This is a genomic window from Paenibacillus sp. 01T442, assembly GCF_056398345.1.
This window is the reverse complement of record NZ_JBFTPF010000062.1, coordinates 13,042-29,804: the sequence shown is the minus strand read 5'-3', so window position 1 is coordinate 29,804 and position 16,763 is coordinate 13,042. Positions and strand designations below refer to the sequence as shown.

Below are 16,763 nucleotides of genomic sequence, written 5' to 3'. Positions count from 1 at the left end.
CACTTCATGGATGAACCTTTCTCAACCTTAGACGAATTTACGAAGGAAAAATTACAACTCGATTTACTGGAAATGAAGAAGAAAATGAACAAAACCATCGTTTTTGTCACTCGAAGTACAACCGAAGCCGTATTCCTCTCGAATCGAATTATCGTCTTATCCGCAAATCCAGGTCGTATGCATGCGATTCACCAGGTCCCCTTAGGTAATGATCGCACTTTGCAAACGCGGGAATCCCCACTTTTTCAGGAATTAACCGCTGCAATTCGAAAGTCTGTTAACGAGGGAATTGAATCCTCTGAAGCGTAACTTTTAAATAAGGGCTAAGGTTATCTTTCTTTTTACCTCCAATTTAATACACAGCCAAAACCAAATCTACCAATTGAAAAATAACAACTAAAGCTAGGGATGACATCCTCTTTTTGAACATAGAAATAGTGTAAGAACGAATGGACAAGAGATGGAGGGACCGCTTATGAGTGCTCATGATGACGTTGATCCATTAGTTAAAGAGGAACTGCTAGAGAAGGATCGCAAATATGTTTGGCATCATATGTCTGCCCATAATGAGAATCCCATGATCATCGCTTCCGGCGAAGGCAGTTGGGTGACAGATATTGATGGCAATCGATATTTAGACGGAATGTCTGGATTATGGTGCGTGAATGTCGGTCATGGAAGGCGAGAAATTGCTGAAGCAGCTGCTGACCAAATGATGAAAATTGCTTATGCGACATTGGTTCAATCCCATATACCGGCTATTGAGTTAGCTGCGAAATTAAACGAATGGCTCGAAGGGGAGTATCGCATTTTTTACTCCAATTCAGGATCAGACGCGAATGAAGTCGCATTCAAAATCGCCCGTCAATATCACCATCAGAACGGAAAACCGAGTAAACATAAGTTCATCTCGCGTCATCGCGCGTATCATGGAAATTCCATGGGTGCATTGGGAGCCACGGGTCAAGCGCAACGGAAGCTGAAATATGAACCGCTTGGGGTAGGTTTCCAGCATGTGCCTCCGCCTTATTGTTATCGTTGTCCTTTTGGGCAGACGAAAGAGACGTGCTCCTTACAATGTGCCAAAGCGATCGAAAATGCCATCGTGTGGGAGGGCGCAGATTCCGTTGCTGGTGTGATCCTGGAGCCTGTTATTACTGGCGGGGGAATGCTTGTTCCTCATGACGGTTATTTACCGGCGGTTAGAAGTATTTGTGATAAATACGATGTGCTGCTGATCGTAGATGAAGTCATTTGCGGTTTTGGGCGATCGGGCAAGCCCTTCGGTCATCAGAATTATGGGGTAAGACCCGACATCGTTACGATGGCCAAAGGGTTAACAAGCGCCTATTCGCCTCTTTCAGCCACCGCTGTATCAGCTGAATTATACGATTCTTTCAAAGAGAAAGAAGTGACTAGCCATTTTAGACATGTCAATACGTTTGGTGGAAATCCGGTTTCTTGTAAAGTGGCCTTAGCGAATCTCGCCATTATTGAGCGCGAGGGGCTTGTTGAACGATCGGCTGAGATTGGGCAAGCATTCAGAGCTCGATTAGAACCGTTGAATGAGCATCCTCATGTCGGGGAAATTCGTATTTTCGGATCGGCCATGGGTATTGAATTGGTAGAGGACCGTAATTCGAAGATTCCCGCTTCGGTAGAACGGGTAACTAAGCTTATTCTAGCATGCAAAAGCAAGGGACTGCTCGTCGGTAAGAATGGGGATACCGTTCCTGGCTATGCCAATATCCTTACGCTCAGTCCGCCATTATCCTCCACGGATGAAGATGTGAATTTCATAATCGAAACCTTACTCAGTGTGTTTGGTAGCGAGCAAGAGAAAGGATGATCGGACTTGTCGACAATGCCACTGATCCAAATCAACGCAGAACGTCTTGGACAACATATTCATGATCTGGCGCAAATTGGGAAAATCGGCGAAACAGGCGTTTGCAGACTTGCTCTCTCGAAGGAAGATCGTGCAGGTGTGGAACTCGTGAAATCCTGGATGGAAGAAGCCGGGATGGAGGCTTATATCGATCCTTTCGCTAACCTAATTGGTGTATGGCGCGGGAGTGATCCGGGGGCTCCTGTCCTCATGCTCGGCTCCCACGTGGATTCACAGCCGTATGGGGGGCGATTTGATGGGGCAATCGGTGTGCTTGGCGCGATAGAAGCGGTGCAAACGATGGTGGAACAAGGTGTAACACCCGCTTGCAATGTCGAAGTTGTTGCGTTCTGTGATGAAGAAGGTAGTCGCTTCAATAAAGGGCTGTTCGGCGTTAGGGGCATGACCGGTAAACTTGAAGCGGATGAGTTGGAGCGTACGGACAAAAACGGCGTTACCCGCCGAGAGGCACTGTTGGAATTCGGCTGCGATCCAGCTGATTTCGAAGATTATACGTTCCAAGAGGGCCGGATTGGCGCTTTTCTGGAGCTGCATATCGAACAAGGACCTGTTTTGGAGTCTCTCAATGAGCCAATTGGTATCGTGAGCGGCATCTCCGGTCCATTATGGCTCACCGTGGAAATGACGGGCTTCGCGGGTCATGCTGGCTCCGTGCCAATGTCGATGAGGCACGATGCCTTGCTAGGAAGCGCCAAGATCATCGTTGCGCTTAACGAGCTAGTTTGTCGTGAACCAGGCGTCCCAACGGTCGGAACTGTCGGCTCACTCTCGGTATTTCCAGATTCTCGCAACATTATCCCAGAGAAGGTCAGCTTTACGATTGATCTACGCGACATCAACATTTGCCGCCGAAATGCACTTGAGGCGGAGTTACTTAGTGTCATCGAGAACGTAGCCAGCGAACATGGGCTTACTTATACGATTCGAGAAGATACGAACAGCGATCCTCGCTATTGTGCGAATTGGATCAAAGCTGCGCTGCACAAGGAAGCGGGTCTTATGGGGATGAAGCCGCCTGAGCTCATGAGCGGTCCATTCCATGATTCGCTAACCATGTCCTACGTGTGCGATTATGGCATGATTTTCGTGCGCTGCCTAGAGGGCATTAGTCACAATCCCAAGGAATATGCTAGCCCAGAGGATATTACTTTGGGGACGGAGCTTCTCTACCGAACCGCACGCCAGATTGTTGTAGACAAAGGGGGCTTCCGAACATGAGTATCGTCACCATCGGTCTCATTCAAGCCTCACATGACGTGCATGGAGATGCACCGATCGCCGAGCATAAAGAGCTCGCCATTCAGAAGCATCTTAGATTGGTACGCAAGGCGGCTGCTCAGGGAGCGCAAATCGTGTGCTTACAGGAGATCTTCTATGGTCCCTACTTTTGCGCAGAGCAAACGACGAAATGGTACGATGCGGCTGAGGAAATCCCGAATGGACACCGGAAGCATCATATCCCTCACGTTGCGGCAGGAGGCGGGTCCTGCGGGTTCTGGGAGAAGTATTATTTTAAACCGGGAAATCTCGGATATCCCGTATTCGATACTTCTTTTGCCAAGGTAGGCGTCTACATTTGCTATGATCGTCACTTTCCTGAAGGAGCAAGGGTGCTTGGACTTGGCGGTGCGGAGATTGTGTTTAACCCATCTGCTACCGTTGCAGGCACATCAGAGTATCTGTGGAAACTCGAGCAGCCCGCGCATGCGGTAGCCAACGGGTATTACGTAGCTGCGATTAATCGTGTTGGAACGGAAGCGCCGTGGAACATGGGTGAATTTTATGGGCAGTCGTACTTAGTGGATCCGCGGGGGTCTATCGTTACAATAGGCAGTCGGGATCAAGACGAAGTGATCATGGGAGAGATGGACAAAACGTTGATTCGTGAGGTTCGTAACGTGTGGCAGTTTTATCGAGACCGCAGGCCAGAAACGTATGATCAAATCACACAACTTTGAATGAGGGAGGAGGAGCGAAGATGGGTACGACATTTATTTCGCTGACGGAGTTGAAGCGTAATTTTGCCGAAGTGAAGGCGGGCATGAAGCCCAAAGAGGCGATCGAAGAATCCAACCGCTGCTTGTTCTGTTATGACGCTCCTTGCACGCACGCCTGTCCGACAGGCATAGATATTCCTTCCTTTATTAAAAAGATTGCCTCCGGCAATCTAAAAGGCTCCGCCAGAACGATTATGGATGCCAATCCAGTTGGAGCATCCTGCTCGAGAGTATGTCCCACAGAGGAATTATGCGAAGGGGCATGTGTTCTCAATCATTCGTCCAAGCCTATCCTGATTGGTCAGTTGCAACGTTATGCAACCGACTGGGCCATAAAGAATGAACAGATTTTATTTAAAGCAGGGACAAGTAACGGTAAAACAGTTGCGATCGTGGGCAGCGGACCTGCGGGACTTGCGGCAGCTCGTGAGCTAGCCCGCTTCGGTTTTAAGGTCACCGTGTTCGAAGCGAAGGAACAAGCTGGAGGCTTGGATACGTATGGCATCGTATCGTTCCGGCTGCCGCAGGAAATCTCGCTTTGGGAAGTCGAGCAAGTCAGGCAGCTTGGTGTGGAGTTTCGGATGAGCACGCGTGTCGGAGTGGATGTCAGTGCTGCTGAATTGCTAAGTGACTACGACGCAGTGGTACTCGCGGTTGGGATGTCTAAAGTGCCCATGCTAGGCATCGATGGAGAAGAATTGACCGGTGTCTATGATGCCATTGATTTCGTAGAGTCGACCAAAACGGCCCCAGATCTCGATGAGTCTTTCATTGGGAAGCGGATTGCAGTAATTGGTGCAGGGAATACCGCCATAGATGCAGCAACGTGCTCTGTCCGGCTTGGGGCAGACAACGTGCAAATTGTGTACAGACGAACACAAGAAGAAATGACAGCGTATGATTTCGAATATGAGTTTGCGAAGCTTGATGGCGTCGCATTTCAGTGGTTAACGGCGCCAAAACGGATCCTCGGTGACGAGCAGGGGAACGTCATTGGCATCGAGTGTGTACGGATGGAGCTTCTTGAGACAGATGGAGGGCGTAAACGACCAGTCCCGCTTGCAGATTCCGAATTTGTTATCGAAGTGGACGCCGTGATCAAGGCGATCGGTCAGACGAAACATAACTCGCTGATCGAGCAGTTCGGACTCGCACATTCAAGAGGCACAGTGACGTTGGTAGACGCAGCAGCAGGCATGACATCGAATCCGAAGGTGTTCGCAGCTGGTGATGTTATTTTTGGAGATGGACAGGGTGAAGCCATGGTCGTATCGGCAGCGCAACAAGGAAAACTGGCGGCTTATGCGATTTACAAGCAGTTGGTGAAGGGGCAAGAGGCGTCGGCATAGGTAGGGTTACTTCAGAATCAGGAGGGATTCAGCATGGCTGATTTACGTACGAATCTAGCTGGAATTAATTCACCCAACCCTTTCTGGTTGGCATCGGCTCCGCCAACGAACACGGGGTATCAGGTTCAGCGGGCTTTTGAAGCGGGATGGGGTGGCGCCGTATGGAAAACACTTGGCGATCCGATTATCAATACATCCTCGCGTTTCGCTGCTGTTCATTTTAACGGACAACGCGTTGCGGGCTTTAACAATATTGAGCTGATCACCGATCGTCCGCTTGAGGTTAATCTCAAGGAAATCTATGAAACGAAGAAGCGATTTCCGAATCATGCGCTGGTCGTGTCCTTGATGGTTGAGCCCAAGCGTGAGAAGTGGCACGAGATCGTCAAAAAGGTTGAAGCCGTTGGCGTAGATGGACTTGAACTGAATTTCGGATGTCCGCACGGTATGGCGGAGCGTGGCATGGGAGCGGCATCCGGGCAGCAGCCTGATCTTGTGGAGGCGCAGACGATGTGGGCGAAGGAAGCGGCCCAGACACCCGTGATCGTGAAGCTGACGCCGAACATCACGGATATCACAAGCACCGCTTTAGCGGCGGTTCGTGGCGGGGCAGATGCGATCTCGCTCATCAACACGATAAACTCGTTGGCAGGTGTCGACATTGACTCATGGAACACCATTCCTCATGTTGGCGGCAAAGGCTCACATGGCGGTTATTGCGGTCCTGCTGTGAAGCCCATTGCCCTTCATATGGTCGCAGATTGCGCGCGTAATCCAGGTGTCCATATTCCGATTTCCGGCATTGGCGGCATTTCCAATTGGCGCGATGCTGTTGAATTTATGCTCATGGGAGCAACAGGTGTTCAAGTGTGCACAGCTGCTATGCATCATGGCTTCCGAATCGTGGAGGATATGATTGATGGATTGAATAACTATTTAGATGAAAAAGGGTTAGCCAGCGTCTCCGAGTTGATCGGTAAATCCGTCCCGCGTTATTCAGATTGGGGAAATTTGGATTTGAACTATGCCGTCGTTGCCAAGATCGACACGGAAACGTGTATTAACTGCAATAAGTGCCATATTGCCTGCGAGGATACCTCGCATCAATGCATTGAGCGACATACGGATGAGCAAGGGAAGTCCTTTTTACAAGTGAGGGAAGAGGACTGTGTAGGGTGTAACTTATGCGCGATTGTGTGCCCCGTGGATGGTGCGATCTCGATGGTTGAGGTGATGGGGACCGAGGAGCCAATGACGTGGAATGAGCGTCAAACGGCTGTTGCCAAGCTGACAGAGGGAAAAGATGCCGATAAGAAGGAGGCTGTGTAGTCATGGCCAAACTCATTAAGAATGGAACGATTGTCACTGCAACGGATCACTATCAAGGGGATATTCTCATCGAAGATGGGTTGATTACCGGGATCGGTTTGAACCTTACAATTGAAGGTGCCGAGATTGTAGATGCCACAGGAAAATATGTTTTCCCTGGTGGTATTGATCCGCATACGCATCTGGATATGCCATTTGGCGGGACGGTCACTGCTGATGATTTCGAGACAGGCACGATAGCTGCGGCCTTTGGCGGAACGACGACAGTGATTGATTTTTGCCTGACGAATAAAGGGAAACCGCTTAGTCAGTCTGTTCAGACATGGCATCAGAAAGCAGAAGGCAAAGCCGTTATCGACTATAGCTTCCATCTCATGATTGCGGAAATCAATGATGAGGTGCTGGCTGAGCTTCCAAGCATGATTCATGATGAAGGTATCACGTCACTGAAGGTTTTTATGGCTTATAAGAACGTCTTTCAAGCGGATGACGGCAACCTATATAGGACTTTGCTTGAAGCGAAAAAGCATGGCGCACTCGTGATGGTACACGCGGAGAATGGCGATGTGATTGAGTATTTGATTAAAGAAGCACTCGAAGCGGGTCAGACTGACCCGATTTATCATGCGCTGACGCGGCCGTCCTTGATTGAAGGTGAAGCAACAGGGCGCGCTGCCAAGCTCACAGCATTAGCTAATTCGCAACTCTATGTGGTGCATGTGACGTGTGAAGAGGCTGTACAGCAAATTACAGAGGCACGCAATCGCGGTGTTGATATCTGGGGGGAAACATGTCCGCAGTATTTGATGCTCGATCAAACGTATTTGGAAAAGCCGGATTTCGAAGGCGCGAAATATGTGTGGTCCCCGCCGCTTCGGCCGAAGTTTCACCAAGACGTGTTGTGGAATGCGTTGAAAACGGGGCAGCTGCAGACGGTGGGTTCAGATCAGTGTTCATTTAATTTTAACGGTCAAAAAGATTTAGGGCTCGGGGACTTCAGCAAAATTCCCAACGGTGGACCTTGTATCGAGGATCGTTTCTCTATTCTGTTCTCTGAAGGGGTGGGAAAAGGTCGAATTACACTGAATCAGTTCGTGGATATTGTGTCGACGCGAAGCGCCAAGCTGTTTGGTTTGTTTCCGAAAAAGGGGACGATTGCGGTCGGCGGGGACGCGGATATTGTGATTTTTGATCCGAATGCGAAGCGCACGATTTCCGCCGAAACCCACCATATGAATGTGGATTATAATCCGTTCGAAGGCATTGAAATAACAGGGGAGCCTGTGACCGTATTGTCTCGCGGAGACTATGTCATTCGAGATAAACAATTCGTAGGAGAAGCGGGAAATGGCCAATTCATCAAGAGGGGAACATATGTTTCGTTGTCGTCGCAGGTGAGTCAGCCGAACAAAGAAACTGTCCAAGGTGGTGCTCCTTATGTCTGAATTTGAGCTTTTTCAATCAGAGAAGCAGAAACTTGACGGCTATGTCTCGCAGAAATTCAAAATAGTCGGTGTACTCGAGGATCTAGAAGGGGCATGGCTAGACCTCGAGCACCCCGGCGGTGAAACCGCGAGGCTTCATTTGACGACGTCGAACGCCAGGAAGTACTACGTCAATGTACTATTGTCGCAGGGCAAAACGAAAGCTTAATGGATGGCTCCGTTCAAATATTCATAGCCATGCAAGGCGAGTTCCAGTGCGATTCGCTTCTGCGACTGCATGAAATCGTCTCCGAGGATCGCAGCAATTTTGTCCAGCCTATGGTATAACGTTTGCCGAACGATGAACAGTTCCTTCGCTGTTTCTTGTTTCGAACCGGATAAAGCTAGATACTTGTGCAATGTTTTCAGTAGTTGGCCATTTTTCTCGTGATCATAGGCGATAATCCCACTGAGATAACCGTCAATGAAGGAAGCAAGTTCGCCAGTTTGCTTCATGAGCAGGATCACTTTGTAGACGTGAAGTTCGTGATAGAAAGGCTTCGGGAGAACGCCGATATCCTTCTGGATCTCTAACGTTTGTAGGGCAGTTTCATAACTGACTTGAATGTGGAGCGGATCGCTAATTGTTTGGCCAATCCCGATTAGCGTCGGAAATAGCTGTGTTTCTTGCGTTTTGTGAAAGCGTTGGATCGTACGTAAAATTCGTTCATGGCTAGCACCAGAAGGCATTTGATCTATGAGGATGAAAACGATCCGGTGCTCGTACACCGTTGGGAGTAAATAAAAGCCTTCTCTTTCAAATAAGGAGCGGGCGATCATTTGTTTCTGAATTAGGAGTGTTTCCTGCTCTCTGGAACTATTGCTTCCTGCGGCTTTATCGAAGACACATAAGATGATTGGACCTAGTTTCATCGGAGGCTTGACGGACATGACATAGTCACGAATATCCTGAAGCGAATGCTTGCCGACTAACCAATCGGTCACCCATAGATCCTGTTTGAAGCGGGTTTTCTCTTCGATATAGGTTGTGCGCATCATCTCTTGGGCAATAGCGGTTGCACATCGATCCAAAGCAAGGATTTGGAACTCGCTCAGCTCTTGTTCGGCATATAAAAGTAGGTCTGCGAACAAGTGTTCTAATGCGAGGATGGGGCGATGGGCAAGCTTGTTTTTGACATCGGTAAGGTGAAACATTTCGCCGTAAATCCATTTCTCATAAAACGCAGCTCCATCCGCTTTGGGAAGTGAAGGGACGAAAACAGCTTCTGAATCGAATGGGAAAAAAGCGATCTGCGCTTGCGTCGTCTCGTGCAGCAGTTTGAGAAGTGGCTGCAAGCCTTTGCCTGATAAAAGCAATTGATTGAGCTTGGTGGAGAGTGATTCTAGATCGGAAACCATTTTGTGATGCTGGTGAATGAAATGCGTATGTAAATCCTGTGTGATATCAATGTAACGGACTTCCTCATGGAAAAAAATAAGCGGGAAGTTCGCTTGAAGGGCAAGCGCCTTCATGCTCTCTAGCGGCTGCTTCGTATAGGTACCTAGCTCGATACACAGACCGGAAGCACCGCTGTCGATCAATTGCTGTAGGAACGAAAGACTTGTTTCCTCATTATCCTGCCAACCAATCCCAGTGCTAAGAATAAGCTCATTTCCGTTCAAAAGGTGACCGACTTGCGTAACTTCCATGATGTGAACCCAGCGAACTTTACGGACCAGTGCTTCATCTGTTGCAATGGTTTCAGCCTTCTGAAAGAGCGGGCGCTGCAAAATATCGTGCACGGTTAATTGCAATAAGGTCTGTACCAAGCGAAATCACCACTTTCATGTAAGGAAAGTTAACGTAATTGCGAAAGTAAGGGAATGAACCTTATTATACAATGTGTCCAATGACTTGTGGAGAAAATTTATGGCCCCAGGAGATGAACGGCGATGACGGACCTGCAGAATTTTATTAATGGCGTTTGGGTAGACGCAACAAGTGGTGAAATGGGCGATGTCATCAATCCTGCAACAGGAGAAGTGATTGCCCGTGTACCACTTTCTTCAGCTGAGGATGTTAAGCAAGCCGTAGCTGCTGCCCAAGATGCGTTTGAATCATGGAGTAGAACACCTGTTCCTAAACGCGCGCGTGTCTTATTTCATTATTGGCAACTGCTTCAAGCTCACGAGCATGAACTTGCTGAACTGATAACGCGAGAGAACGGGAAAAGCTTCAAAGAGGCACTAGGTGAAGTGCTGCGCGGCATTGAGTGTGTAGAATTTGCAGCTGGTGCACCATCCCATATGATGGGGACTACACTCGCTAATATTTCTGCGGATATGGATTCCGAGTTATTTCGGGTGCCCTTAGGCGTAGTCGGAGGTATCACACCATTCAACTTCCCCATGATGGTGCCATGCTGGATGTTTCCGCTTGCGATTGCTCTTGGGAACACCTTCGTCTTGAAGCCTTCCGAACGCACACCGTTGACAGCGATGAAATTAGCCGCATTGCTACAAGAAGCTGGACTTCCTGATGGTGTGCTGAATGTCGTGCATGGTGCCCATGACGTGGTCAACGCGTTGACGTCGTCACCTTCTGTCAAAGCTGTATCCTTTGTTGGCTCGCAGCCCGTGGCTAAGTATGTGTATGAACGAGCATCCGCTGCTGGTAAAAGAGTGCAAGCCCTCGCAGGCGCCAAAAACTATCACATCGTCATGCCCGATGCGCATCAGGAGAAAACGATCGAGAATATCGTCATGTCTTCGTTCGGTTCCGCTGGCGAGCGCTGTATGGCTTGTTCCGCAGTCGTTGTCGTCGGCGATGGGGATGCGTTTGTTGGCGGGTTGACGGAAGCGGCTGCTCAGTTGGTGCTTGGCAGTGGGATGGAGGAGCAGGTGACACTGACTCCGATTATCCGAGATGAGCAGCGTACACGGATCACGAGCTACATCGAGAAAGGGATCGCGGAAGGTGCTGATCTGCTGATTGACGGGAGAACAGTTGAAGCGTGTGAAGGCGAGGGGTTCTTCCTCGGTGCTACGATATTCGATCATGTCAAGCCTGAGATGACGATTGCCAAAGAGGAGATTTTCGGGCCTGTCTTGTCGTTATTCCGCGCGGCGGATTTGACTAGCGCTTTGGCGTTAGTGAATCAGTCCCGCTTCGGGAACTCAGCGGTCATATACACGGAGAATGCGAAGGCAGTCCGCCAATTCCGCGAGGTAGTAGAAGCGGGTATGCTAGGCGTCAACGTTGGGGTGCCGGCACCGATGGCCTTCTTCCCCTTCTCAGGGTGGAAGGATTCGTTCTATGGCGACTTGCATGCTAACGGGAAAGACGGCGTTGAATTTTATACGAAAAAGAAGATGATTACCTCGCGGTATTTTTGAGTTTGGATGGCTGATGAACCTGAGGTGGAGCCTCAGGTTTTTCAGACTGTGGAGGCGCAGATCCGAGATTGAAAATCAGCCCAGCCTGATTTCGATGCCTGTAGTGATGAAAAACATCACTATTTACTCAAAATGGGGCAAGGCCAGCTGCGTCTAAGCTCAATAGTGATGAAAAACATCACTATTGAATCAAAAAGGGTCAAAAGCAGCTGCGTGTAAGCTGAATAGTGATGAAAAACATCACTATAGCTCAAAAGCCAAACTCCAGTGGATACCACGCCGCTCAGAAGGCGGTTTTTTTCATTTTAGCCAAACAGTCCGTTGTCGTGAAGGAGTCAATTTAGTATGATGGAGTGTACGTCGATAGGAATACGGAGGACTCCATAACAATGAAGAAAAACCGAAAAAACAGCAACTCCATGGGACAATACCGCGAGCTGCTGGGCCGCTATTTGTTCCCTCAGAAGGGGACGCTGATTGGATTAACACTCCTGTTGTTCGCATCCATCGGGCTGCAGCTTATTAATCCGCAAATTATCCGCTATTTTATTGATACCGCTCAGTCGCAAGGGGCGATGCAGCCTCTTTTTACAGCCGCGCTCCTGTTTATTGGCTTTGCACTGGTTCAGCAGCTGGTATCTGTGATTGCAACTTATTTTAGTGAAAATGTAGGTTGGAAAACAACGAATAAACTGCGGGTCGATTTAGCTTCCCATTGTCTGTCGCTGGATATGTCGTTTCATAAAAGTCATACATCAGGCTCGTTGATTGAGCGTGTGGACGGGGATGTGAATGCGCTTGCGAATTTCTTCTCCAGTATGATCATTCATTTATTTGGAAATGTGCTGCTCATGGCGGGTATTCTCGTTCTTTTATTCCGGGAAAGTTGGTTAATTGGTGCTGGAATGGCTGTTTTCGTCGTTTGCGCAATTTACATGATTGGGTGGATTCGTCAATTTGCTGTGCCTGTTTGGGCGGGTTGGCGGCAAGCAAATGCGGAGTTTTATGGTTTTATCGGGGAACATCTGGAGGGGACGGAGGATATTCGCGCCAACGGTGCAGTACGCTTCGTGATGAATCGCTTCTATACGATGCTCCGAAAAATGCTGCCGCTGCGCGTCAAAGCTTTCCTTGGTTTCTGTGCGATGTGGAACATGTCGATCTTTGTTTTCGCGTTAGGAAATGCGATGGCGTTCGGGATCAGCGCCTATTTGTGGCATGGCAATCATATTTCCCTGGGAACCGTCTATTTAATTTTCTTCTACACGGAATTACTTGCTAAGCCGATCGAGAAGATTCGGACGCAAATGGAAGATTTGCAAAAGGCAGACGCAAGTATTTCCCGAATCCGTGAGCTATTCGCGATTCCATCAAAAATTCAAGATGGACCTGGAGCACAGCTTCCGGATGGGCCGCTTGGGGTTGATTTCAAAGATGTCGTATTCAGTTATGATGACGATCAACCGACGATTGATCACCTGACGATGACTTTGAAACCTGGTGAAGTGCTTGGGTTGCTTGGTCGAACAGGGAGCGGGAAGTCTACGATTGCGAGGTTATTATTGCGATTTTATGATCCGCAAAGCGGTGTGATTGCTCTGAGTGGAACGGACATTCGCGCTTGTAAACTAGCTGAGCTGCGGAAGCGAGTCGCGCTAGTGACACAAAATATTGAAATCATCCAAGGGACAATTCGTGATAATTTAACCTTTTATGATGAGTCGATTCGGGATGAACAGATTGTTGCGGTACTTCATGAACTTGGTTTAGGTGCTTGGTTTGAAGCGATGCCAGATGGCTTGGATACGGGGCTTGCATCGGGGGGAAGCAGTTTATCTGCTGGAGAGGCTCAGTTGTTGGCTTTTGCACGCGTATTCCTGACGAATCCGGGACTGGTCATTATGGATGAAGCTTCATCGCGATTGGATCCTTTGACTGAACAACGGATGGAGAAAGCCGTTTCTAAATTGTTAACAGAGCGCTCCTGCATCATGATTGCCCATCGACTGGCCACCGTACAGCGTGCAGATCACATCGTTATATTGGATGGGGGGCGTGTGCTGGAATCTGGACGTAGAGAAGTTCTGGCTGCCGACCCGAATTCCCGCTTCAGCCAATTGCTCGCAACAGGGTTAGAGGAGGTGATGGCATGACAACGTTTCAGTATTTAAAAGGTCTTATTATGTATAAACCTTTCCGATATTTCATTAATGCTCTCGCATGGACTATCATTTATTTGGCTCCAATTGCGCCGGGTCTTATTACAAAAACTTTTTTCGATACGTTGACAGGGAATGCCACATTAAAGTTTGGCGTGTGGGGCTTGATCGCACTGTTGATCGGGGCAGCATTGGGACGAATCCTATTGATCATTATTGGATTTATTACTGATGTGCATTTCCGCTTTCGCATGGGGATGCTGCTTCGACGCAATTTGCTAGAGCATGTTCTCAAGCAACCTGGTGCACAAGCCATTCCCGTTTCACCTGGGGAAGCTATCAGTCATTTCCGGGACGATGTGGATCAATCCGAGGAAGCGGCGAGTTGGTCGGTTGATGTGTTTGGGATGACGGTTTTCGCCCTCGTGTCCGGATACATATTGATTCGCATCGATGCACAAATGACACTTCTCGTATTTATGCCAATCGTTATTGTCATCACGGCAGCTCAACTTGCAACCGTGCGTTTGCAGAAATATCGCGCTGCGAGTCGGGAATCCACCTCCAAAGTAACGGGGGAGATTAGCGAAATGTTCGGCAACGTGCAGGCCATTCAAGTGGCTGGTGCTGAGAAGCGAGTGATGGAGCGGTTTCACAGCTTCGGTGATCAGCGTCGTAAAGCGATGCTGAAAGATCGACTAATGAGTGAATTGCTCGACTCCGTTTTCTCGAATTCGGTTAATTTGGGGACTGGACTCTTGCTTCTTTTGGCAGGGACAAAAATGAGAGCAGGGACGTTCACCGTCGGAGATCTTGCGTTGTTCGTTTACTATTTGACTTTCGTGACGCAGTTTATTACGAATGTCGGGAAGTTTATCACGTATTTTAAGCAAATGAGTGTTTCACTGGAGCGATTGACCTTCTTGTTGCAAGGAGCGTCTGCGAAGGTGTTGACGATGGTGAAGCCGTTGTATTTGAAGACGGAGCGGGTGGAGGTAAAAGATCCAGAAAAAAATCAAGAAAAAGATCATGAGCAAGATCAAGAGCATGACAGCGTCGTTGCACCTCCGCTGCAACGATTGGAAGTGAATGGGCTCAGCTACACCTACCCGGATACGGGTAGAGGTATCGCTGACATTCACTTCGCCATGCAAAGAGGATCGTTCACCGTCATCACGGGAACGATCGGCTCAGGCAAAACCACGCTGGTTCGTTCCCTTCTTGGGCTGCTGCCCAAGGAGAGTGGAACGATAGCGTGGAATGGTGTGCCCGTCGAGGATCCGGGCACCTTCTTTACACCGCCGCAGAGCGCGTATACCGCGCAGGTGCCGCGGCTATACAGCGATACGCTGCGCAATAATATTTTGCTCGGGCAAGCCGAGCAAGGCGACAGCTTGCAGCAGGCTTTGAACGCGGCGGTGCTCGAGTTCGACGTCGCGCAGCTGCCTGGCGGGCTGGACACGGTCATCGGCCCGCGCGGGGTTAAGCTCTCCGGCGGCCAAGCGCAGCGGACAGCCGCGGCCCGGATGCTCGTGCGGGACGCCGAGCTGTACGTCTTCGACGACCTCTCGAGCGCGCTCGACGTCGAGACGGAGCAGAAGCTCTGGGAGCGGATGTTCCAGCGTCGCAGTGATGCGACGTGTCTGGTCGTCTCGCACCGCAAGACCGCGTTGACGCGTGCCGATCACATCATCGTGATGAAAGATGGCCGTATCGAAGCGGAGGGCACATCGGAGGAACTGCTACGACACAGCTCCACGTTCCGTGAGCTGTGGTACGGGGACGACCGCAAGGCTTAGTCAAAGGCGTAGTTTCTGCACCTAACGTGATTACCAATAAAGGGAATCCGAGCTGAGTCACGAATAGTGAAATAAAGGAAATTTTTTCGGTCGTAACTCGAAACACCAATGTCACCACCATCATCAACACCGAACACCTAGGCTCTTAAACAAATTAAATTAATTAACTGTAAAAACTACAGCTAATTTTTCAGATTTCTTACCTATATTCAATTTAACTGGATTTTCTGTAGTTAATTTCACCGTAATTCGCTGAAAACGTTGAAACCCGTGAAATTAGCTGCATATTTTCCATTTAATTTGGCCAGTGGGGTGAAATCGGCGAAATTAGCTACATGTTTTCCATCTATTTCAGGCAGCTCCACCGAATGGAGGAGATTGTGGCTAGCAAATGTCGCCCGTCCTCCAATCGGAGCACCCGAGGCTAGGTTTCGCCATTCGAACCTATCATTTCCCCACCACAAACACCAAGAAACCCACCCGATGCTAGCAACAGGAGGTGGGTTTTCGTTTTCGCATCTATCACTCTAGTAGAGGATGAACTATTCGCATGATCAACACGCTCATTTTGGTTTTCATATTGACCATGATTATTCACACAGCCGAGACACTGTCATACTCGATTCGTTATGCGGGGGTGCGGGTGAATAAACTCGCGGTAGCACTATCGCTGGTTGGTATCGTCGTGCTGGTATCGCGCACAGCGAACCTAATTCAGGCGCCGATGACAGCGAATTTTGTGGATTTTGCCAAGCATGAGCCCACATTTGATTTGGTGCGATATTTACGCATTTCTCTGCTGGCTTCGTCTATCGGGACGATTATTGCGATTGCGCTATTTCCTACTTTTATCAACTTAAGCGCTAGAGTCATTGCTCGTCTCGAACTTGCAGGATCATTGCCGAAGATGCTCACGAATGTGACCATTTCACAACTGAAGAACACGACTAAATATATCAAAAAGCCTAAAGTGAAGCTAAGTCAGTTCCGATATCTCGGCATTTCCAAAAGATTCCTATTCATCAATATTGTCGTTACAGCATTCTATTCCGTAGGTGTTCTAGCCTCTTTATATGCGGCTCATTTATGGCCAGATTATGCGACTACAGCCTCACAAGCGTCGGGCCTGATCAACGGAATTGCGACTATTTTGCTCACCATATTCATCGATCCCCAGTTGGGTCTCATCACCGATAAGGCATTGCATGACGAAGAACAACGAAAGCAGTTAGGCAAAATCTACGCTTTACTCATGACAACACGCTTCTTAGGAACGCTGTTAGCGCAAATTTTTCTCGTTCCGTCGGCGTACTTTATTGGCTGGATGGTCCAGTTGTTTTTCTAAAAAAGTGTGAAATCCTTTCATTAAGAAGCCTCGCTTGGTATAATAGCCTCTATCAT

Annotated in this window: 12 protein-coding genes and 1 pseudogene; 12 read left to right on the top strand and 1 reads right to left on the bottom strand. The window is 48.9% G+C overall.

Annotation, left to right across the window (positions count from 1 at the left end):
- The 8 genes and pseudogenes from AC1DLM_RS28150 to AC1DLM_RS28115 form a co-directional block, all read left to right on the top strand.
- Nucleotides 1-309 (top strand): annotated as a pseudogene (locus AC1DLM_RS28150) (ABC transporter ATP-binding protein); the annotation flags it as partial.
- 166 nt (nucleotides 310-475) lie between these two features.
- Nucleotides 476-1,849 carry an aminotransferase gene (locus tag AC1DLM_RS28145; RefSeq protein ID WP_477571806.1) on the top strand — a complete coding sequence of 458 codons (1,374 nt, stop codon included), beginning with the start codon at nucleotides 476-478 and terminating at the stop codon, nucleotides 1,847-1,849.
- Between the two features lie 15 nt (nucleotides 1,850-1,864).
- Nucleotides 1,865-3,127 carry a M20 family metallo-hydrolase gene (locus AC1DLM_RS28140; protein WP_477571807.1) on the top strand — a complete coding sequence of 421 codons (1,263 nt, stop codon included), beginning with the start codon at nucleotides 1,865-1,867 and terminating at the stop codon, nucleotides 3,125-3,127.
- Nucleotides 3,124-3,867 (top strand): nitrilase-related carbon-nitrogen hydrolase, encoded by a 744-nt coding sequence (locus AC1DLM_RS28135; protein WP_477571805.1) that lies wholly within the window; start codon nucleotides 3,124-3,126, stop codon nucleotides 3,865-3,867. Before AC1DLM_RS28140 ends, AC1DLM_RS28135 begins: the two co-directional genes overlap by 4 nt.
- Before the next feature lie 20 nt (nucleotides 3,868-3,887).
- Complete coding sequence (locus AC1DLM_RS28130; protein ID WP_441991765.1) at nucleotides 3,888-5,255, top strand: NAD(P)-dependent oxidoreductase; 1,368 nt, start codon at nucleotides 3,888-3,890, stop codon at nucleotides 5,253-5,255.
- A 33-nt stretch (nucleotides 5,256-5,288) separates the two neighbouring features.
- Nucleotides 5,289-6,584: an NAD-dependent dihydropyrimidine dehydrogenase subunit PreA gene (gene preA, locus AC1DLM_RS28125; RefSeq protein ID WP_441991766.1), complete on the top strand. Its 1,296-nt coding sequence runs from the start codon at nucleotides 5,289-5,291 to the stop codon at nucleotides 6,582-6,584.
- A gap of 2 nt (nucleotides 6,585-6,586) precedes the next feature.
- Nucleotides 6,587-8,029: a dihydropyrimidinase gene (gene hydA / locus AC1DLM_RS28120; protein ID WP_477571804.1), complete on the top strand. Its 1,443-nt coding sequence runs from the start codon at nucleotides 6,587-6,589 to the stop codon at nucleotides 8,027-8,029.
- Nucleotides 8,022-8,237 (top strand): hypothetical protein, encoded by a 216-nt coding sequence (locus AC1DLM_RS28115; protein WP_441991768.1) that lies wholly within the window; start codon nucleotides 8,022-8,024, stop codon nucleotides 8,235-8,237. The genes hydA and AC1DLM_RS28115 overlap by 8 nt, the downstream gene beginning before the upstream one ends.
- On the opposite strand, the gene AC1DLM_RS28110 is transcribed toward AC1DLM_RS28115, so the two are convergent.
- Entirely contained in the window at nucleotides 8,234-9,838 is a 1,605-nt protein-coding gene (locus tag AC1DLM_RS28110; RefSeq protein WP_477571803.1) for a PucR family transcriptional regulator, read from the bottom strand. The genes AC1DLM_RS28115 and AC1DLM_RS28110 overlap by 4 nt on opposite strands.
- Nucleotides 9,839-9,961: 123 nt before the next feature.
- Between AC1DLM_RS28110 and AC1DLM_RS28105 the strand changes: the two genes are divergently transcribed.
- The 4 genes from AC1DLM_RS28105 (at nucleotide 9,962) to AC1DLM_RS28090 (ending at nucleotide 16,707) form a co-directional block, all read left to right on the top strand.
- Nucleotides 9,962-11,404, top strand: a complete 1,443-nt coding sequence (locus AC1DLM_RS28105; RefSeq protein ID WP_441991770.1) for a CoA-acylating methylmalonate-semialdehyde dehydrogenase — start codon at nucleotides 9,962-9,964, stop codon at nucleotides 11,402-11,404.
- Between the two features lie 389 nt (nucleotides 11,405-11,793).
- Nucleotides 11,794-13,557, top strand: coding sequence for an ABC transporter ATP-binding protein (locus AC1DLM_RS28100; RefSeq protein WP_441991771.1), 1,764 nt, complete (start codon nucleotides 11,794-11,796; stop codon nucleotides 13,555-13,557).
- Complete coding sequence (locus AC1DLM_RS28095; protein ID WP_441991772.1) at nucleotides 13,554-15,362, top strand: ABC transporter ATP-binding protein; 1,809 nt, start codon at nucleotides 13,554-13,556, stop codon at nucleotides 15,360-15,362. Before AC1DLM_RS28100 ends, AC1DLM_RS28095 begins: the two co-directional genes overlap by 4 nt.
- Before the next feature lie 550 nt (nucleotides 15,363-15,912).
- On the top strand, nucleotides 15,913-16,707 hold the full coding sequence (locus AC1DLM_RS28090) for a lipid II flippase Amj family protein (protein ID WP_171635956.1): 795 nt from the start codon (nucleotides 15,913-15,915) through the stop codon (nucleotides 16,705-16,707).
- The last annotated feature ends 56 nt before the right edge of the window (nucleotides 16,708-16,763 follow it).